Consider the following 19,390-nt stretch of genomic DNA (forward strand, 5'->3'; position numbering starts at 1 on the left):
CTAGTCTTGGGATCCAGTCTCTGGACGGAACTGCGCTACCAATTGATCTTGTGCGGCCCGCTGCTCAGGCGTCAGACGCGCACCAATTTCTCGAACTTTTGCGGCGGCATCTTGATCGCCGCCACGGGCTGCCAAAGCAAACCAATAATAGGCCTGTACATCCGACTTTGGCCCACCAAGGCCTTGCTCTGCCATTGCACCCAGATTGAACTGAGAATCGGTAACCCCACGCTGGGCAGCGCGACGGAAGCTTTCCGCGGCGCGCGCCATATTCTGCGGCACACCATCACCATTGGCGTAATAGACGCCCAAATTATGCATGGCTTGGCGACTGCCCCGCGCAGCAGCACGTTCTGTTAGGGCGCGGGCTTGCGCCAGGTCCTTTGCAACCCCATCGCCATTTTCAAATTTTCTGGCCAAACGGTTCATCGCCCGCGTGTCGCCACCATCGGCGGCACGGCGTAACAACGCGATACTGCCAGCGGCATCGCCGGCTTGTTCCCGCGACATGGCTTGGTCGAACAAGGATCCCGTTGCGGCGGCAACTGGCGGGGTGGGTCGAGCCTGGCTTGGTGCCGCCGCCGCGGGCGCGACGGGGACGGCAGCAGCGGTTGCAGCAGCCGGCGCTGCCGCTGCGGGGGGTGCGACGGAAGCGACACGCGGTGGGGCTGCAGGGGCTGCGGCGGGCGCTTTTGCAATGCTTGGCACGCGCGTGGCTGGTGGCGCAGAAGCGCGCTGGACCGGACGGGGCGCGACATCAGAACGCGCCGCGTTAAAGGTGGGTGCACGTACACGTTCACGCTGGGCTTCGGCGCGGGCCCTTGCCGCACGGGCTTGCGCTTCGGCGGAGGCCATAACCCGCGCTGCCTCTAACTGCTGCGCCGTCGGCGCAGGTTTGGCCGTCGCTGGCTTAGCAGGCGGTGGGGTGACGGCGGGGGCCGCGGAGGCGGGGGTCTTTGCGGTCGGTGGAACCAATTGCGCCTTTGGCAATTGCGGCGGCGGGCTTGCTACGGCCGCTGCAGGGGCTGCAGCGGTCGTCGGAGCAGGCGTAGCCGGTGGCGCAGGTTGGGTCGCGCCTGGTACCACATTTGACGGGTCAGCTGGCGTGGCAGGTGTCGCAGTTGCCTCCGCCCCCGGTGTCGGAACAGCGCCTTCGATCGGGGCTGGTGGCGCTGCTTGGGCGGCCAGTTCTGGCGGCAATGGCACATTTTCTTGATTGAGTGCCGCTGGCTTCTCATCGGCATTCGAAGACGGCTTTAACTGGTTATAGACGGCAAAGCCGCCGGTGGCGACCAAGGCCGCCGCCGCCGCGATACCGACTGGCGATAGGGGTGCCTTCGGCTTTGCGCCGTCCTTCGCGACCTCTTTGCCCGCCGGCGGGGCTTTCGCCTTTGCCGTTGGCTTGGCCTTTTGCCCCTCCGCTTTCTTCTCTTTGCCCGCAGGCATTTTCAGAGAAAGGGCGGGTTTCTTTTTGGCTTGTGCGGCCTCTCGCGCAGCCGCGGCCTGATTAGCGGCGCGGCGGGCCGCAACCAAATAATCTGGTGCTCGACTGGTTGGATTGGCAGGCTCATCCCAATCAGTGTCCAACAGCGACAAGCCATCATCTAGGTCGTCATCTATCGTCCCTTTGGGGTCAAGTGCCATGGGCTCCAAGGCATCCGAAAATGGCGCGTCCCCGCCAGCAAGCGGGTCTGGCACATCATGGCGCAAATCTGCAAAGTCATGCAATAGCTCACCATCATCCCCCTCTGGGAAGGGCGAGCCAAAACTCCCGCGGCGCGGCGTACTGGTTGGTGCCGATGGCGGTGTAGGAGCTGGACGATCCATAAAGAATGGGTCGTCAAAGACTGGCTTGGCTAAAGGATCGAGCTTGGACTCAAAGCTAAAGCCATCGTCGCTTGGCAAATCGATCGGATTAACAAAACCTATGTCTTCTCGGGCAGGACCTCCGACGTCAACCGCATGATTGGGGTCGTAAATTGGCTCAGCAAAAGAAGCGACACTGCCCTGCTCAGCCTTATCTAAACGCTCGCCCATGGCGGCAAAGTCGCGCTGTAGCGGGGCGATCAGGGCCTGAACACGGGCGTCCACCGACTGAATCTCGCTGCGGACCTGCCCCAAGGCATCATCCAGCATTTGCCGGGTTTTCTGATCATGACCGCCAACGCTAGAAGCCAGGCTTTGCAGCGCACTGTCGTGATTGGCGGCAAGACGATCGGCCAATTCCTGCATTTGCTTGCTGATCGTGGCAATGGATTCAGCCGACTGACGCTCGGACGCATCAAGACGATTACCCAAATCCTGTGCCAAGCGCTGCATATGTTGTCCGGCTTGCTCTACAACCGACGCATCATGCCGCTCAATCGACGACAATCTCTCGTCAATCGCGCGCGTAATGCGCGCAAGCTCCAGCTTCATCGCCATAGAGCCTGTTTGATCAGGCGCACTCTCGCGATTTTCAAGTTGGGCTAAACGCGCATCCAAAGTCTGCGTAGCTTCAGCCAGTTTGGCATTGACGCGATCAAAAGCCTCATGGCTGCGCTGTTCGCTGGCATCGAGACGGCTGGCGAGGGCTTGGGCCACTTCCGTCATCTGGCTACCGACGCCACCTGAAAGCGCGGCCTCAACTTGGCCCTGCAATTCGGCGCGGGTTGCCTCAATCTTGGCATTCAGTTCTTGCAAGTGTGCCGACAGCTCAGTCGTCTTGGTCTCAAGCGCCTGAACCGCTGTTAGCGTATCGCCCGTCTTGCCTGCCCCCTCAAGCTGGGTCAGGCGGGCTGACAGCTCAACCAAGGCTTCGACCATGCGTGAGGCATTATCTTGGGCGTGGGACTCAATCGTATTGACCCGTTCGGTCACCAGATTGATGCCGTGATTAGCCCCTTCAATGGTTTGGGTCGTAATTTCTTCCAACTGACCCAAGCGGCTTTCCAAAGCCGCCACATCCGATCCACCTGGCCGGTCCCCAACTTCTTCAAGGCCAGTCAAACGGGCTGACAAGTCGATCATCGCCTCGGCAAAGCGGCTATTGGTTTCTTGCGCCAAGGCCTCGGTTGAAGCCAAGCGCTCGGCTACCAATCCCAAGCTTTGATCAACGGTCTGAATGGCCTCTTGGGTGACTTTCTCGATGTGGCCTACCCGCGTGTCCGTCTCAAACACTTGGGTGGACAAGCGGGCTAATGCGGACTCGAGCGACTTTAAGGCTGCGAGCGATGCATGCGACGGGTCTTGCGCTTCGATGCGGCGTAGGCGCTCACTCAAAACCACTTGGGTCTCGCGAAGATCGTCTAAATGGGTCTCAATCCGCCCGATGGCTGTATCGTTGCCACTGGCTTTGCTTTCAAACTTCTGCACCAAACGGTCACCAACCGCGGGAGCGGCTGCAGGGGGACTCATCTCCACGCCACCCGCTTCGAGGCGGCGGGTTAATTGTTCAAGGGCAGCCGTTAAACGGCTGGCTTCTTGGCCAAAGCTGGAAGCAGATTTTGCGGTAGCAATCGGTTTTGCGACGGGCTCATCGGTCTCTGCGATCAAGCGGTTCAGCAATTCGCCCAGCGTCAAACCTTCGCGGCGTGCGAGATCCTTCGCAGCCTCGCGTGTTTTAGGCTCTACGCCTTTCACACTCCATGGCGACTGTCCGCTCATTCGAATCACTCTTCCGCCAAGTTCTGCGGCCCCACAAGAAATTTCCGAAAAAATTCAGCTACCGGGATCGTTCATTCACTGCTTCGCAGAATTTGAACAGTCCAAATTGTGGTTTCGACTTTCTTCGTACTGCTCGACTTGGGGGTGTTACGGTAAATGAGCGGTTAATAAGGGTTAATAACCACTGCGAGGCAATTAAACCTTTGCTACAAATCTTTCGCAACCTGACTAGACTTTACAGAAATTCAGCTCACGTTTTGCGTCTTCCTAACAAGGCCAAGTCCAAAGAAAAAGCCCCGCTGAAGAACAGCGAGGCTTGATCGGATCAGGGGTGAGAATGACCTATTCGGCGGCAATCTTTACTTGCTTCAAAGCTTCGGCATTTACCCCGAAATTGACCGCTTGCAGGAAGCGAATGCCATCTTCGGCAATATCATCGCCAACCATATGCTCGCCCTCGGCTTCAAACTCTGCGAAGTCGACATACATCGCATAAAAGGCCTTGGTGCGATCGGTAATGATATTGGCGTTCCACAAGGTCTTCACCAAAACGCGGAAAATGTTGGTGGCTTCTTTCATCCGCTCACGGCGGTCGGCATCGGTTGCCATTTCCTGGAACTGGACCATGACAATATCCGGGTCGAGGCCAAACTGGTCATAGATGGCGCGCATTTGGTGAGGTGCCACCAGGTTGAACAACAAGGTCTGGAAGCAATGGGCGGCCCAGTCTTCAACGATGGCATGCTCTGCCGCATCGAGCTTTGGAATGGTGCGGTCGGCCCAGATCTTGCCAAACTTGTGGTGGAAGGCTTCGTCCGTCATGACCAATTGCGTCAGCTTGCGGGCTAACGGGTCATTCCATTCCTTATAGATCATGGCAAAGGCACCCATGGCCAAGCCTTCGATCAGCATCTGCATGCCGACGATTTTCTTATAGACTTCGGGGGCATGAACAATATCGACCAACAAGGTCTTGAGCACTTCCCCACAGGGCAGAGGGCTGCCCCAGCGGGCCTTGATATAGGCAGCAAAGGCTGCCACGTGACGGGCTTCTTCACGGGCTTGGTTGGCCGCATATTCCTGTGCACCAGCATCGCGCAGCACGTGGCACAGCGAAGCAGACAGGTTCAGCGCGCCTTGCTCGCCATGCAAAATGGCCGACAATTGCCAGCGGGCCATTTCATTCTTGAAGCGGATCAGTTCTTTCGGCTTGTCTTTGAAAAATTCTTGGACATAGGGGGTCTCCAAGGCGGGAACCATGTGATCTGGCAATAGAGCCTGATTTTCCATGTCAAACGGCTCATCAAAATCGATGTAGCGCTTGTCAGTTGGATCCCAGAAGTGGTCATGAGTGGCCGAGATGATTTTGTCGAAAGCGGTTGAGCGGCTGGTGTGCCGATCAATCTCCAACATGGCAGCGAAATCTGTTGGCGCGACCGCGTCATACAGCGCGTCTTTGGTTATGTGCGACGTAGTCATGCTTTCAATCACTCCCATTTTATCTATGTACCGGGTCTTTGGCGTCCCAGCTTTGGTCCATGAGCTTAGAGCGACCTCTTGATGGGTCGCTTCTAAGCTTAGCATGACACAAATTTCAAAAGGATCAATTGAAAAATGACGGGTGCGTCAGCTTCTCACATCAAACAAGTGTGATTCCTGCCTTAGAGGTCGTAAATGGCGCGGTCCTTGGTCTCGGGCAGAAAGATTATAGCCACCACGACGCTGATGGCCGTAATGATCACCGGATACCAAAGGCCTGAATACATATTGCCTGTAGTTGCCACGATGGCGACTGCCGTTGCCGGCATGAAGCCACCGAAGAAACCAGTTCCCACGTGATACGGCACAGACAAGGCTGTATAACGGATGCGCGTTGGGAACATCTCCACCAAGCCAGCCGCCAAGGGCCCGTAAAGAGCCGTTGCGGCAACCACAAACACCATCAAATAGGCCAGAACGGCCAGATGATTGATCTTGGATGGGTCTGCCTTATCGGGATAGTTTGCTGCCTGCAAAGCCGCTTTCAATTTGGCCCCAAAAGCATCCTTGGCCGCCTTTTGAGCCTTGGCATCGAGGGCCGAGATATCCACGCTATCGAGGACAACAGTCCCGATTTTAACTTGCGCGACGGTACCTGCAGGGGCCACTTCGTTATCATAGGAGATGCCAGAATTGGTTAGATAGCTCTTGGCCACATCACAGCTAGACGAGAAAGCATCCCGCCCGTCTGGCGTTTTGCCAACTGGATTGAATTGAACCGAACAGGTCGCAGGGTCTGCCCGAACGAGAATGGGCGTGGCAGTCTGGGCTGCTACAAGCGCGGGATTGGCAGCTTTTGCCAATTGATGGAAGGCTGGGAAAAAACTCACCACCGCCAGGATCATGCCTGCAAGCATGACGGGCTTACGGCCCAATTTGTCAGAGAGCCACCCAAAGAAAACATAAAGCACGGCTGAACAGGTGGTGATGATCAACAGCCAGACATTGATGGTTTGGGGATCAACTTTCAACTGCCGCTCCAAGAAGACTTGGACGTAGAAGAAGCCCGTATACCAAACTACGCCCTGTGCCATCATCAGGCCAAACAAGGCGAGTAGGATCAGCTTGAGATTATCCCACTTGCCAAAGGCATCCGACAAAGGCGCTTTCGACGCTGCTCCCTCTTCCTTCAGCTGCTTGAACATTGGGCTTTCTTCCAATTGCAGCCGGATCCACAAAGCAATCGCCAACAAGAAAACCGACAACAGGAAAGGCAAGCGCCAACCCCAGGATTGGAAAGCTTCCTCACCCAAAATCACGCGGGTTAAGAACACAACCATGAGCGCCAAGAGTAAGCCGCCGGCAGCCGAGGTCTGTACCCACGACGTATTCCAGCCCCGCTTATGGGCGGGCGAATGTTCAGCCACATAAATGACGGCACCACCATATTCGCCGCCCAGAGCAAAGCCTTGGGCGATCCGCAGCGCCACCAACAAGATCGGAGCCCAAATGCCGATCTGGTCATAATCTGGCAAAAGGCCGACCGCGAAGGTCGAAGCCCCCATCATCACGATGGTGACCAAAAAGGCCCCTTTGCGACCCTTGGTATCGCCAATCGCGCCAAAGAAAACTGCCCCAAGCGGGCGCGCGGCAAAGCCCACACCAAAGGTCAACAGCGCGAAGATAAACTGAGCCGCAGGCGGGGACCCTGCAAAAAAGTGCTGGCCCATCACCGAAGCCAAAAGGCCGAAGATGAAGAAGTCATACCATTCAAAAACGGTGCCGGCGGCCGATGCGGCAACGACGGTCCTCAATTTTTGTGGTTCAACAGGTGACCCCGCAGCAGTTTGTGTCATGATTAGCCCCTAAATCATGGTTTAGCAGACCATCCTTGGACTTAGTTCAAGCTGCGATCAAGTCAGCAGTCGGTAGCGCTTACAGGCTGTTCCTAGTCAGGCGCACGCCCTAATCGGCGCGCTTCTTGAATACGCCCACGCACCAACCAATTATCGACGTCCTTGGGTGCGAGGCGCAGCGCTTGGGCAATATCGAGTTCGGCCGCCTCATAGGATTTTTGCTGGAGCAAAGTTTCAGCCCGCAAGCGCAGCGCCAAAACATCCAAAGGGCGCGTCGACAGACAGGCGGTTAGATCGGCTTGGGCTTCCGCCCATTTGCCTTGCCCAGCCTTGGCCCGTGCCCGGTCGAGCAACAGATCAGGCTCTCCGGGCTTTAACTTCAGGGCAGCATCCAGCACTTTTTGTGCGGCGGTAAAGTCTTCAATCATCAGCCAGGCATTAGCAGCACGCGCCATAATCAAGACGCGCTGATCCAAGTCCCCCGCATCGGGAGCCGAAGCCAACGCAGTCAAACGCTCTGCCCCACCGCCAATATCACCACCTTCTATGCGGGCAATGGCAATGCACTGCTCGGCAAAGATACCACCGCTTTGGCTGCGCCACACAAAACCATCCTCTAACGCTTCTTCCGGCTTGGTTTCTGCCTTGGTCATGCAGGCTTGAAGACGGGCTTGGTCACGCGGATCAGGGCCAGCCTGCGCCTGCGTGCCAAACACGAGGGCCAATAGCGCAAAAGGGATCAGGGTCGTAAACTGGGTGAAGCGAGGGGGCAAAGGACGGATCATGCTGACCTTCTTATGCGCTTAAAAGGCAAAACTGAGGCAAAGGGTTGGAAGAGATGCGCGTTTTAGTTTTGGGCTGTGGCTATGTCGGGACGGCTTTTGCTCAGACTTTGGCCGATCAAGGGGCCTTTGTGCAAGGCACTTGTCGAAGTGCAACCAGCGCCGAAGCCTTACGCCAAGTCGATATCACGCCAATTCTATTTGATGGGACGGCATCTCCCGAATTGGTCGAAGCGGCACAACTTGCCACCCATATCCTTGCCTCCATCCCCCCCGGACCAGAGGGTGACCCTGCCCTTTCGGCCCTCTCGCCAGTTTGGACACCGAGGACTGGGACGTGGATTGGCTATCTTTCGACCACCGGTGTCTATGGCGACCGGGCAGGCGGCTGGGCGTTTGAGGATGATGCGCCAACACCCCTTTCCATTGAGGCCAAACGGCGAGCGGAGGCCGAAGCCGCATGGCGTGCCCTGCCAAGTCCGGCCCATGTCTTTCGACTACCCGGAATCTATGGCCCGGGCCGCAGTGCGTTAGAACAAGTTCTGGCGGGAACAGCGCGGCGGATCGATAAGCCGGGCCAAGTCTTTTCACGCGCCCACCGAACCGACATTGTCTCTGCGCTAACCGCCAGTATCGCGCGGCCCGATCCGGGGCGCATCTATAATGTTTGCGATGACCATCCTTGCGCCTCTGGGGAGGTTATTGTCGAGGCGTGCCACTTGCTTCAGCGGGAGCCACCTCCCTTAATTCCGTTTGAGGCTGCAGGCCTGTCTGACATGGGCAAGCGCTTTTATAGTGAGTGCAAACGGGTTTCGAATGTGCGCGCGAAAGAAGAATTGGGCTGGAAACTAGCCTTTCCGACCTTTGTCGAAGGACTAGCCGATTGCTATGCCCATCTCAAGGCGCGCCAAGCGAGCTGACTAGGTACGCACGTGTCTTTCAATCAGGCTCAAAATCGCATGGAGTGCGAGCCCCATCAACGCCAATAGGAAGAGCGCCGCAAACATCGTGGCGGTCTCTAGCCGATTACCGGCCTCCACCAAACGCCAGGAGAGGCCACCGGTTGCGCCGGTGCCCGCAACAAACTCCGCCACCACCACGCCGACCAGCGACAAGCCTGCCGCAGTCTTCATCCCGGCCAATAGGAAGGGCGCGGCCGTTGGCAATTCCAAGCGCAAAAAGCGCTGCGCACTGGTGGCTTTGTGCAGACGAAATAAACGATCCAAGCCCGGATCAACCGCCTTTAGGCCAGCCAAAGCCGAGGTCAGAACCGGGAAGACTGCCACGATAACGGCGAGGATCAGGATAGCCCGACGCGGGTTTTCAATGCCTGTCCAGATAATCACCAAAGGCGCGATGGCAACAATGGGGGTAGCCTGCAGCACCAACGCATAAGGGCCAAAACTGCGCTCCAGAAAGGGGATACGCGCAAAAATGAGCGCAACCAAAGTTCCAAGACCAATAGAGATGGCCAAAGCCGTCAAGGCCAATCCCATGGTGACGCCGGCGGCGGGTAGCAGCAGCGGCCCACGCTCAACCAAGGCTGTGCCAATAGCACTGGGTGGCGGCAAAATGACCGGTGGGACTTGGAGAAGCCGCGTTAGGCCCTCCCACACGGCAAGTAGCACGAGGCCAGCAAGGACCGGAGCGAAGTCGATATTCTTCATGCCGCCACCCGTTGTGCGCTCAAAACGCGACGGGCCGCCGCAGCGGCTTCTGCGAAGGCAGCTGACGTCAGAAAAGCTGGATCACGCGGCACAGCAGGAACCACAATCTCGGCTATGATGCGGCCAGGGCGCGGGCTTAACACCAAAATGCGGTCGGCCAGATAGACCGCTTCATCAACCGAATGGGTCACAAAAAGGACAGCCAGTTGCCGGTCTCGTTTGGCCTCAAGCACCAGGTCATCCAATGCACGGCGACCCAATTCATCAATCGCGGCAAAAGGCTCATCTAATAACAAAGCCGACGGATCATTGACCAAAGCCCGTGCCAAGGCCGCCCGCATGCGCATACCGCCGGACAAGGTGCGTGGATAAGCAGAGGCAAAATTGGCCAAACCCACGCGGGCCAAAGCCGCTTGTGCGCGGCCTAAGCGCTCAGCCTTCTCGACACCCGAAAGTGCCAGCGGCAACGCGACATTATCTTCGGTTGTGGCCCAATTCATCAGATTGGGCTCTTGAAACACGACGCCCGGAACATCAGCCCCGTCGGCTGTATCCGCCTGCACCGAGCCACTCGCCACCCCCTGCAAACCAGCAAGGGCTGCCAGAAGCGTGCTTTTCCCACAGCCAGACGGGCCGAGTAGCACCACGCATTCGCCTGCCTGCACCTGCAGGTCGATGGGACCGAGGGCCTCTAAACGACCAAACCGCACACAGGCTTGCTGGGCGCTCAAGCGAATGGGGGATGAAGCAGCCATCAGGACTTTGGTGGCAAGAAGCTAAGATCAATGCCCGCGGCCCAATTCAAATCCGCGGGATAGACACCCGCCGTGGCCATAATATCAAAGAATGTTTTCCAGCGGTCCAAGGTCATCGTGCCAATCTCGCCAGTCGGGGTCTCAACAATGCCGTAGGACAAAAGCTTCTCGCGGGCTTGCGCCAAGAGATCGGCGGTCATGTCGGGATTATCTTTGGTAATGAGCCCATCACCGGGCGCGGGATCGCCTCGCAAATAGTCTTTCCAGCCCGCAATAGTCGCCTCGACAAAACCTTTAACCGCTTCGGGGTGGGCTGCACTAAAAGCGTCAGACACCAAGGTCATGGCGGCATAGCCGGGATAGCCTGAATCGGCGAGCAGATAGACTTGCGGGTCAATCTTGCCTTGGGTTTTCAGCGTATAAGGCTCACTGGTGACATAGCCTTGCTGGATCGAAGAAGGATCGGCCAAGAAAGGTGCGGAATTAAAGGTATATTTGCGTACTTGATCATCGGTGAAACCATATTTGGCTTTCAGCCACGGCCAGAACGCGTTGATCGACGCATCAGCCAACATGATGGGCTTGCCCTTCATATCTGCCAGCGACTTGATGTCGGCGCGCGGGTGCGTGATAAGAACCTGCGGGTCCTTTTGGAAGGACGCCATCACAGCTTTGGCTTTCGCACCGGCTTGAACCATGCTGAGCACGATGGGCGCGTTGGAGCCCAAACCCATTTCAATCGCATTCGCCGCTAATAATTGCGGCACATTCACACTGGGTCCACCTTGAATCAAGGTAACGTCTAGGCCCTTATCGGCGTAAAATCCTTTGGCCACTGCTTGGTAAAAGCCACCTTGCTCGGCCTGTGCCCGCCAGTCTGTCGCGAACCGAATGCGGACCCGTCCGCCCTTTTCAGCCGGTTTTTCTGGACCGCAGGCAGAAAGCGCTATGGGTGTGGCCAAGCTGGCAGCAAGAAGGGTGCGACGCGAAATCAAGCCAAGTCTCCTATGACGATCTCTCTATCATAGTGCACCTAGGCGATCTGGCGAGACCCTTTGCAGGGGGAAACCGAGATTGTGCAGCCCTAAAAGGCGCAGTCATCGCCCGCGATAATGACTTTGGCCGTCTTGACCAGAATCCGGGCCTCCATCGCCAGAGACCACCGCTCAATATAGGCGAGATCTAAGCGGATACGGCGGCTCATTTTTTCGAGCGTCTCTGTAGGGCCGCGCGCACCATTGCACTGGGCCAGACCGGTGATGCCGGGCTTTGCGCGAAACCGATCACGATAATCTGGCAGAAGCGCGCCATAATAATGATCATGAGCCACGGCATGGGGACGGGGGCCAACAATCGACATGTCGCCAATCAAGACATTCCACAATTGCGGCAATTCATCCAAGCTCGAGCGGCGCAAAAAAGAACCGACCCGCGTAATGCGGCAGTCATCGCGGCAGGCTTGGACGACATCATCGCCATTTTCCAGCGTGGTCATGGTACGAAATTTATAGATGACAAAGGTTTTCCCACCGAGGCCGGTACGGTGTTGTACAAAGAGGACAGGGCCACGACTGGTCGCTTTAATCAGGATCGCAATGGTGATTAATAGGGGCGCAAGGAAGATTAAACCCACCAATGAACAGCCCAGATCAAACAGCCTCTTGGTTACGCTACTTGCGGAGTCCGAAAGTTCTTTGGCAGGTACGGGCCTGTATAAACTGATCTGTGCAAGATCGGCATTGAGCCTTGCAGTGACATTGTTCATTTATCTTACTCTTGCCCCAAATTGAGACGCTTTAGCCGCCTCAATGCAATACGTGGGCCTTGAAATAAAGTTTGTGCTTGGGAACGGCATTATTTGGCTTTCGAACGGCACAAGTCTTTGCAACCTGTGTATAGATAGATGGTGCCCTCGCCGAAACGCCGCTTGATTGCGATCTTGCGGCGGCTGAATAGGTTAACCATAGCTTCCTGTCCACCGCAGAAGTCTTTTTAAGTGCGTTACCCGAGACTACATACACCTTTCTGGCTATAAATGGCTCGAAAGATACCCTGAACCTGAGACGTAAGGCGACCTGATACATGCAAAGTGATTCGACGGCTAAAGTTCCGGTAACCGTGCTGACCGGTTATCTGGGGGCCGGCAAAACGACCCTTTTGAACCATATTCTGACAGCGCCCCATGGAAAGCGTTATGCCGTGATCGTCAATGAGTTTGGCGAGATCGGGATTGATCATGATTTGATTGTCGATGTGGACGAGGAAATCTTTGAGCTCAACAATGGCTGTGTCTGTTGTTCGGTGCGCGGCGATTTGATCCGAATTCTCGGCGCACTCTTCCGGCGCGGGCAGACTTTTGATGGTGTGATCATTGAGACAACCGGGCTCGCTGATCCTGCACCGGTGGCGCAAACCTTTTTCGCTGATGATGACATCAAAAACCGCGCTTATCTCGACGCGGTGGTCAGTGTTGTCGACGCGGTTCATATCACGAGCCAAATTGAGCAAAGCCAAGAAGCCGTGGAGCAGATCGCCTTTGCAGACGTCATTGTGCTGAATAAGATGGATGCAGCCACGCCCGACCAATTGGCAAGCGCCCAAGCGATCATCCAGCGGCTGAATCGCGGGGCGAAAGTGGTCACCACGGCGCGCTCACAAGTCGATCTTGCCGCGATCCTCGATCTCGGCGCTTTCTCGCTGGACCGCGCCATCAGCCTCGATCCGCATTTCCTTCCGTCGCATCATCACCATGACCACGACCACGACCACGACCATGACCATAAGGATCATCACCATCATGAGCATAGCCATTATGAGGGGATCGACTCACTCGCGATGCGGGTGAGTGCACCTTTATCCGAGGAACGTTTCGATGCCTGGCTATCTGAACTGGTCGGCACGCGTGGCATGGATATTTTGCGCCTCAAAGGGGTTCTGCAGATGGGCGGCGACCCACGTCGCTACATTATTCACGGCGTCCACATGATGTTGGAGGGCGATTATCAAGGGCCTTGGGCCGCTGATTCGGTTCCGGAAAGCCGATTCGTCTTGATCGGACGGAACCTCCATGACCCCATAATTCGGGCGGAAATCGAGGCCGGATTCCGGGCTTGTGCGGCCTGATCACCGATAATTGTCAGCTAAACCCCATGATTCTCAGCAGAATCTGGGGTCTGTTACCTCATGGTGGCCTTGACCTTTCAACCCGAGGCGCCATTGCTTGCGCCCATTGCATCCCTTTGTTTACGGACGGATGTGCAACGCTGCCACAAACCACATAGGGTTGGGCAGCCAATGACTAAGGAAACGACAATGAGCAAAAAAGATTTGATCGACGCCGTCGCAGAAGCTGCAGACATTACTAAGGACAAAGCCAACACCGCGATCGACGCGCTGACTGCAGCGATTGTGAAGAGCTTGAAGGCCGGTGGCGAAGTCACCTTGGCCCCACTCGGCAAGTTTAAAGTTTCGAAGCGCGACGCACGCCAAGGCCGCAACCCATCGACCGGCGAGACTGTCGAAATCAAAGCTGCGACCGTTGCGAAGTTCCAAGCTTCCAAAGCATTGAAAGATGCGTTGAACTAAAATTTAGCTCTGGGTTTGGTCGATCAGTCCGTAAAGACCAGACCTTGACGCTAAAGAGCCCAATAAGGCCCGACCTGACTTGAGTTGCCCTCGGCCTCCTGTCAGGTTCGGGCCTTTGCTGTATCTGGACTTTGCCGGCAATCTATCCGACGTCGACCGCCTTAGGATGGGTCATATGTTCTGTGCCGGGTGGGTTTGAAAATGGCACGAAGCGCGTTTGATCCTGCACCTTCGCCCAGTCCTTCAGCGCCCAGACCCCAGTTGGGAAAGCCATTTGGTCCCAAGGAATATCAGCATAGGCAAACCACGCAACCTCAAGGCTTTCTGGCCCGGGCGCGAACCTGTCATCGCTGAGGGTGCCGCGATACATGAAGTGGACTTGGCTGATACGGGGCACTTCATAAATACCCAAAAGCGCATTGATCGTCACTCTGGCCTGCGCTTCTTCCCAAGCTTCGCGCGCGGCACCTTGAGCGGTTGTCTCGCGCTCTTCCATAAAGCCAGCTGGAACAGTCCAGAAGCCATAGCGCGGCTCAATCGCACGGCGGCAGAGCAAGATGCGCCCTTGTCCATCGTCGATCACGACACCCGCAACAATCTTCGGATTGACATAATTAATGAAGCCACACGTATCGCAGACTTGCCGCATACGATCTTCACCGGCAGGGATTTGTAACGAAAAATTGGCTGGCATCGGGTGACTTATTCCTTGAAAGGACCATGTAATGGTTGTGAGGTGTCGCGCAGTCGTCAAAAATCAATGATAGGACGCGGACGGAGTGTAAGCATCCCATGTCTGGGCTGAGAGGCGAGTAGCGAGATGAGCGATCAAGATCAAGAAGCGAGCCCGAATCTGCCAAAGCAAGAGGCTGAAGCAAAGGCCTTCTTGCTGAATAGTTCGCCTAGCCACCTGCTGCATCGTGCGCAACAGACCGCAGCCGATCTGCACGCCGCCGCGCTTGGGGCCAACGGGCTAACCCAACGCCAGTTTGCGGTCTTGGCCGTATTGGCCGAGCAAGACGGTGTTTCGCAAAGTGAACTGGTGGTGCGGACTGGCATCGATCGCTCGACCCTCGCAGAGATGGTGGCCCGGATGGAGGCCAAGGGCCTGATGCAGCGGACCAAATCGGTGACAGACAGCCGCGCCAATTCGGTTATGCTGACCTCAACTGGTCGGGGTATCTATGAAGCGGCGCTGCCAAAGCTGGCAGAGGTAGACGCCTTAGTCCTCGCCCGCCTGCCCGCCAGCAAACGCGCCAGCTTTGTGGACCTTCTGACCCGCTTGGCAATCGCCGCTGCCGCTGTGGATGACTCCAAGGAAGGCGGCAAAAAGAAGAAAGACAAGAAGAAGAAAAAGAAGAAAGAAAAAAAGGCCAAATAGCCACCGCCGGTTTGAACACTTCGGCTATAGACCATGCGGTCTAGGGCTGATAGCAACCGCGCATGACAAACATTCCTTCTGGCTTTAGCCCGCATGCCCGCAAAAGCCCCGTGACCGATCCTTGGCAGCCGCTTTACGCGCGAACCGATCAGGGCGTTTATGAATTAGGCTTTATTCTGGATACCTGCCATTGTAATGGCCGCGGTCTGCTTCATGGCGGCGTGATCGCTGCTTTAGCTGATAATGCGATGGGCTTGTCGCTGGGCATAGCGCGTCTGAAAACTGATCCGGGTGAAGCCGGGAAAGCACAAGCTGTTTCGGGTATCGTGACAACGTCGCTGCAGGTTGATTATGTCGAAAGGGCACAAATCGGCCAGTGGATTTCCATTGTGCCGCGTGTGGTCACAGCGTCACGACGAACAGGCCTTACAGATGCATTGATTTATGCCGATAACACGCTCATTGCTCGGGCCCATGCCAGCTTTAAAGTCCTCATTTCAGAAACAGACACATGACGATTGAAGTTCCAGAAACACACCTGCCCACGCCCGCATCGCCTATGGGTACGAAAGAGCGACTGATCGCAGCTTCCTTGTCTCTCTTCCAAGCAAAGGGCTATCATGGCGTTTCGATCTCCGACATTTTGGACGCGACCGCCTTGCCCAAGGGCTCGCTCTATCATCACTTTCCAGGTGGCAAAGAAGAATTGGCGATTGCAGCGGTTGCTTTCATTGCCGATGAGGTTGACGCCAAGCTCGCCGCAGAATTTGCCAAGAACAAGCGCGCCGGTGCGGTCTTGTTGGAATTGGCAAACGAATGCGTCATTTGGTTGCGCCGCACTGACTTCACCCAAACACCCCTTCTGGGCCTGTTAGCGGCCAGTCCGGGGGAAAGCGCCCTGACGCAAGCCGTTTGCGATGCCCAAAAGCGCTGGCTAGCCCGCTTTGAAACAGCCCTGGGCGGAACAGAAGATGCCCATGACAAAGCCTGTCTGGCCCTGGCAAGCCTTGAAGGCGGCATCAGCCTGGCCCGCATGGCGCGCTCAAGTGATCTGTTGATTCGCTCTGTGACTTTGGCCGCACTGCATATCAACCAACGCTGATTGGGCGCGGCCTGTCGAAATTAGGCGTGTTCAGCGCCCTGCAGGGCTGCTTCATTTTGCCGTTCAATCTGGCTGGCCAAGCCCTGCATAATGGTGCGGTTGATATCGATCAAAGGCTCAACATCCTCGCCCTTTTGCATCACTTCGCTAGAATAGCGGCTGACCCACAGGCTTAAAGAAATGATGGACGCACGCAGGTTTTCGGGCAAAGCATTGTCAGGGTTTGCGCAATCGGCCGCCATAAAGGACCAGACACGCCGGTTCCAATCCAGCGCGTCCATACGGCGGGCAATCTCGTGTCGCGGCAGATCTTGAATATCCATCAGCGCGCGGGTCACTTGCCCGAACAGCCGATACTCAATCTCACGCGGCGTTTCGACTCGTTGTTGCGCCTTCTGATACGCTCTGAGCGACATGCTCAATCCCCTCCATATTCAGCCGTTCGGCTTCATAATCCATGAGTTTGCGGCATCTGGACAATGCCTTGTAATATTCACCGGTCATGACTTCGCGAGAGACATTCACGCATTCTTCCAGAACCGCGGGAACACGCACCACGCTCATGAACTCAGTCATGCGCAGCGCAAATTCATTGTATTGGTCCGGTGATTCCTGCCCCTGCAAATACATCAACATAATCGGCAGATAGATGCGACGGACAGGCGTGTTGGCCTCTTCCAATTGCATGATGTCTTTCTCGCGCAGGACCGATGCCTTGTTTTGCAGCAAAAGTGTGGTTCGACGATCTCCGTTTTGGACAACGGCACCATTCAGCACGATCTTTTCGTTCGGCTTCAGGGATAGTTTCAGCGGCATTTCAAGCTCCTGCGTGCCTAAGGCGCTGAGTGGATAACGTCGGCATGACGCAATCCTACAACGCAATTTCCTCAGGTAAGATAAACAAACGTGGTTAACGAATGCCTTCACAGGGCCCGGTCCTGCTGCTAGTCACACTTTTGTGAGCTTGCCCCCCTTCCCCCGCTTGACCGCCCTTGGCGTGACAGGCAACCACATGAGCTGGGCAAGCCAAATTGTTTGGGCAGGGAGATCGAGACTTGGCAGATTGGTTTGCATGGATGGCGACGGCAGATGGTTGGGCGTCGCTGGCAACATTAACCCTGTTGGAGATCGTCCTTGGCATCGACAATGTGATTTTCATTTCTATTGCCGCCTCGAAACTGCCCAAAGAACAACAAGCCACCGCGCGCCGCATGGGCTTGGCGTTGGCCCTCATTCTCCGCATCATTCTCTTGTCCATGCTGGTTTGGTTAGCAGGGCTGACCAAGCCCTTGTTTGCCATCATGGGTCATAGTTTTTCAGCCCGAGATTTGATCCTGATCGCTGGCGGCGGCTATCTCCTGTACAAAGCAACCATCGAGATCGGCGAAATCGTGCGGTCCAAAGGCGTGGAAGAGCATGCCGGCCCCAAAAACAAGTCGTCCAAACTCATGGTCGTGGTGGCACAAATTGCCGTGATTGATGTGATCTTCGCGATCGACTCCATTGTCACCGCGATTGGCATGTCCAACAATCTCGCCATCATGGTCACAGCGGTCATCATCGCCATCGCGGTCATGATGTTTGCCAGTGAAGCTGTCTCTGCCTTCATCGACAAATATGAAACAACCAAAATGCTGGCGCTCGCTTTCCTCTTGATTGTCGGCATGGTCTTGGTCGCCGATGGCTTTGGCCAACATATTGATCGCACCTATCTCTACGCCGCCATTGCTTTTTCTGTCATGGTCGAGACCCTCAATATTGTGGTCAAACGCAAGAATGAACGCGAAGGCCAAGATGGCGAGGGGATTTAATAGGGAACTCCCTGGACGCGCGGCAGAGCGCGACCCCGCTTCGGCACCAAACCGGGGGCATCGTTACAAACGGGTGATCGTGGGCTTTGGCCAACGGCGCGGCGGGGGTAATGGGGGTGGCCTTGATCGGCTTTTCTGCATGATTTGAAACGCCATGGCGTCAAACAGGCTAGAGGGTTCGGTCCCACAGCCGCGCATCACACGGCGGCTTTGATCAGGGACCATCAACAATCCAGGACGGCGCCGCGCTAAGCTGAATGCCAAGCGCCGCGCTTTTGCAACCGGGTTCTTGATGATAGCTTGAAGATGATCCAACTGCCGCCAGCAATGGCCAATGGGCACAGTTACCGGCGGCAAAGTGGCGGCATAGGGCGGCGGCTCTGGCATGGGGGGCGCGCCAAGCTTTTCCTTAAAGTCAAACGCGCTGGCCCCGATTGGGGCCGGAAAGATCCGCAAAAACGGCGTTTTAGTAGGCAACTTCCTCGCTTTCGCGCGCGCCAGGTTTTCGCGCGGATCTTTAGCAACCAGATCAGGCTCGATTTCTAGCGCCATCAAAATCAGGATGCGCCGCAAGAAAGCCTCCAGCGCCCGCACCCCTTGGCGCAACCGCGCGGCCACCGCCTTCCTCACAAACGCTGGCCTCCCCAAGAGCTCGCTTACCCCAAGCACCCGCGCGCACAGATACGACGCTTGAGACAGCGCAAAGGTAAAGGGGGCCAGAGAAAACGACATCGCAGGATTTTCGCGGATGGTATCCGGGGGTGGGATAGATGGGGGTTTGTCCCCGCTGAGAGTTTGCGCTCGGAGGTCCCGGATCGGCTAACGCCGTCCGGGATGACAACTATTTAATATCCAGACAAATTTGAATATGAACCTAAAGCAATCATTATACGTCTCGAGCAGAAAAATGAGCGCTTCAGAGCCAGAGGACAGATATTATGTATACCTTATGACAAACCGCCCGCGCGGAACCTTCTATGTTGGAGTTACGAGCGATCTTGTAAAAAGGGTCTGGCAGCATCGAACCCATCAACTCAAACCGAGTTTCACCGACCGGTATAATCTTGAACGGCTCGTTTGGGTGGAGCAATATCGCGAAGTCGGAGTCGCAATTCAGCGAGAGAAGCGGATTAAGCGCTGGCGTCGTGATTGGAAAATCCAGTTAGTCGAGACGAATAATCCCGAATGGCGAGATTTGTGGAACGACATCTCGTTTTGAAACCGTGTCGTCCCCGCCGAAGCGTAAGCTTCGAGCGGGGACCTCCATAAGCCCTTGCGCTCGAAGGTCCCGGATCGGCTAACGCCGTCCGGGATTGTCTGTTTGTGA

General features: G+C 56.2%; 20 protein-coding genes. 8 read left to right on the plus strand and 12 right to left on the minus strand.

Annotation, left to right across the window (positions count from 1 at the left end; all coding sequences use genetic code 11):
• From B7364_RS03460 to B7364_RS03475, 4 genes are all read right to left on the minus strand, one after another.
• Entirely contained in the window at positions 1 to 3,645 is a 3,645-nt protein-coding gene (locus B7364_RS03460; RefSeq protein ID WP_085338551.1) for a tetratricopeptide repeat protein, read from the minus strand.
• Between the two features lie 342 nt (positions 3,646 to 3,987).
• Positions 3,988 to 5,124 carry a ferritin-like domain-containing protein gene (locus tag B7364_RS03465; RefSeq protein WP_085338568.1) on the minus strand — a complete coding sequence of 379 codons (1,137 nt, stop codon included), beginning with the start codon at positions 5,122 to 5,124 and terminating at the stop codon, positions 3,988 to 3,990.
• A gap of 182 nt (positions 5,125 to 5,306) precedes the next feature.
• Positions 5,307 to 6,980: an MFS transporter gene (locus B7364_RS03470; RefSeq protein ID WP_085338552.1), complete on the minus strand. Its 1,674-nt coding sequence runs from the start codon at positions 6,978 to 6,980 to the stop codon at positions 5,307 to 5,309.
• Positions 6,981 to 7,072: 92 nt separating this feature from the next.
• On the minus strand, positions 7,073 to 7,765 hold the full coding sequence (locus B7364_RS03475; RefSeq protein ID WP_085338553.1) for a tetratricopeptide repeat protein: 693 nt from the start codon (positions 7,763 to 7,765) through the stop codon (positions 7,073 to 7,075).
• A 53-nt stretch (positions 7,766 to 7,818) separates the two neighbouring features.
• Here B7364_RS03475 and B7364_RS03480 point away from each other — a divergent pair, with 53 nt between their 5' ends.
• Positions 7,819 to 8,682, plus strand: coding sequence for an SDR family oxidoreductase (locus B7364_RS03480; RefSeq protein WP_085338554.1), 864 nt, complete (start codon positions 7,819 to 7,821; stop codon positions 8,680 to 8,682).
• Here B7364_RS03480 and B7364_RS03485 read toward each other — a convergent pair whose 3' ends face one another.
• From B7364_RS03485 to B7364_RS03500, 4 genes are all read right to left on the minus strand, one after another.
• Positions 8,683 to 9,429 carry an ABC transporter permease gene (locus B7364_RS03485; RefSeq protein WP_085338555.1) on the minus strand — a complete coding sequence of 249 codons (747 nt, stop codon included), beginning with the start codon at positions 9,427 to 9,429 and terminating at the stop codon, positions 8,683 to 8,685.
• The gene (locus tag B7364_RS03490; protein ID WP_085338556.1) at positions 9,426 to 10,184 is read right to left on the minus strand and encodes an ABC transporter ATP-binding protein; all 759 of its coding nucleotides are present in this window, start codon (positions 10,182 to 10,184) and stop codon (positions 9,426 to 9,428) included. Before B7364_RS03490 ends, B7364_RS03485 begins: the two co-directional genes overlap by 4 nt.
• Positions 10,184 to 11,179 carry an ABC transporter substrate-binding protein gene (locus B7364_RS03495; RefSeq protein ID WP_085338557.1) on the minus strand — a complete coding sequence of 332 codons (996 nt, stop codon included), beginning with the start codon at positions 11,177 to 11,179 and terminating at the stop codon, positions 10,184 to 10,186. The genes B7364_RS03490 and B7364_RS03495 overlap by 1 nt, the downstream gene beginning before the upstream one ends.
• An 89-nt stretch (positions 11,180 to 11,268) precedes the next feature.
• Positions 11,269 to 11,949, minus strand: a complete 681-nt coding sequence (locus B7364_RS03500; RefSeq protein ID WP_085338558.1) for a sugar transferase — start codon at positions 11,947 to 11,949, stop codon at positions 11,269 to 11,271.
• A 317-nt stretch (positions 11,950 to 12,266) separates the two neighbouring features.
• On the opposite strand from B7364_RS03500, the gene B7364_RS03505 reads away from it, so the two are divergent.
• Together B7364_RS03505 and B7364_RS03510 are read left to right on the plus strand one after the other, a co-directional pair.
• The gene (locus tag B7364_RS03505; protein WP_085338559.1) at positions 12,267 to 13,307 is read left to right on the plus strand and encodes a CobW family GTP-binding protein; all 1,041 of its coding nucleotides are present in this window, start codon (positions 12,267 to 12,269) and stop codon (positions 13,305 to 13,307) included.
• Positions 13,308 to 13,478: 171 nt separating this feature from the next.
• Positions 13,479 to 13,769, plus strand: a complete 291-nt coding sequence (locus tag B7364_RS03510) for an HU family DNA-binding protein (protein WP_269798755.1) — start codon at positions 13,479 to 13,481, stop codon at positions 13,767 to 13,769.
• A gap of 142 nt (positions 13,770 to 13,911) precedes the next feature.
• Here the strand turns inward: B7364_RS03510 and B7364_RS03515 are convergent, their stop codons facing one another.
• Positions 13,912 to 14,463: an NUDIX hydrolase gene (locus B7364_RS03515; protein WP_085338560.1), complete on the minus strand. Its 552-nt coding sequence runs from the start codon at positions 14,461 to 14,463 to the stop codon at positions 13,912 to 13,914.
• Positions 14,464 to 14,589: 126 nt separating this feature from the next.
• On the opposite strand from B7364_RS03515, the gene B7364_RS03520 reads away from it, so the two are divergent.
• The 3 genes from B7364_RS03520 to B7364_RS03530 all read left to right on the plus strand — a co-directional run bounded on the left by B7364_RS03520 (position 14,590) and on the right by B7364_RS03530 (position 16,252).
• Positions 14,590 to 15,150: a MarR family winged helix-turn-helix transcriptional regulator gene (locus B7364_RS03520; RefSeq protein ID WP_106407547.1), complete on the plus strand. Its 561-nt coding sequence runs from the start codon at positions 14,590 to 14,592 to the stop codon at positions 15,148 to 15,150.
• A gap of 62 nt (positions 15,151 to 15,212) precedes the next feature.
• On the plus strand, positions 15,213 to 15,665 hold the full coding sequence (locus tag B7364_RS03525; RefSeq protein ID WP_085338561.1) for a PaaI family thioesterase: 453 nt from the start codon (positions 15,213 to 15,215) through the stop codon (positions 15,663 to 15,665).
• Positions 15,662 to 16,252 carry a TetR/AcrR family transcriptional regulator gene (locus B7364_RS03530; protein ID WP_085338562.1) on the plus strand — a complete coding sequence of 197 codons (591 nt, stop codon included), beginning with the start codon at positions 15,662 to 15,664 and terminating at the stop codon, positions 16,250 to 16,252. The genes B7364_RS03525 and B7364_RS03530 overlap by 4 nt, the downstream gene beginning before the upstream one ends.
• Positions 16,253 to 16,272: 20 nt before the next feature.
• On the opposite strand, the gene flaF is transcribed toward B7364_RS03530, so the two are convergent.
• Both flaF and flbT read right to left on the minus strand, forming a co-directional pair.
• On the minus strand, positions 16,273 to 16,668 hold the full coding sequence (flaF, locus tag B7364_RS03535; RefSeq protein ID WP_085338563.1) for a flagellar biosynthesis regulator FlaF: 396 nt from the start codon (positions 16,666 to 16,668) through the stop codon (positions 16,273 to 16,275).
• Complete coding sequence (gene flbT / locus B7364_RS03540; protein WP_085338564.1) at positions 16,616 to 17,068, minus strand: flagellar biosynthesis repressor FlbT; 453 nt, start codon at positions 17,066 to 17,068, stop codon at positions 16,616 to 16,618. The genes flaF and flbT overlap by 53 nt, the downstream gene beginning before the upstream one ends.
• A gap of 239 nt (positions 17,069 to 17,307) precedes the next feature.
• Here flbT and B7364_RS03545 point away from each other — a divergent pair, with 239 nt between their 5' ends.
• Positions 17,308 to 18,063, plus strand: a complete 756-nt coding sequence (locus B7364_RS03545) for a TerC family protein (protein WP_232780796.1) — start codon at positions 17,308 to 17,310, stop codon at positions 18,061 to 18,063.
• Between the two features lie 63 nt (positions 18,064 to 18,126).
• On the opposite strand, the gene B7364_RS03550 is transcribed toward B7364_RS03545, so the two are convergent.
• Positions 18,127 to 18,681 carry a hypothetical protein gene (locus tag B7364_RS03550; RefSeq protein WP_085338566.1) on the minus strand — a complete coding sequence of 185 codons (555 nt, stop codon included), beginning with the start codon at positions 18,679 to 18,681 and terminating at the stop codon, positions 18,127 to 18,129.
• A gap of 289 nt (positions 18,682 to 18,970) precedes the next feature.
• Between B7364_RS03550 and B7364_RS03555 the strand changes: the two genes are divergently transcribed.
• Positions 18,971 to 19,282 (plus strand): GIY-YIG nuclease family protein, encoded by a 312-nt coding sequence (locus tag B7364_RS03555; protein ID WP_085338571.1) that lies wholly within the window; start codon positions 18,971 to 18,973, stop codon positions 19,280 to 19,282.
• Positions 19,283 to 19,390: the final 108 nt, after the last annotated feature.

It is taken from the genome of Aquidulcibacter paucihalophilus (assembly GCF_002105465.1).
GTDB lineage: Bacteria > Pseudomonadota > Alphaproteobacteria > Caulobacterales > Aquidulcibacteraceae > Aquidulcibacter > Aquidulcibacter paucihalophilus.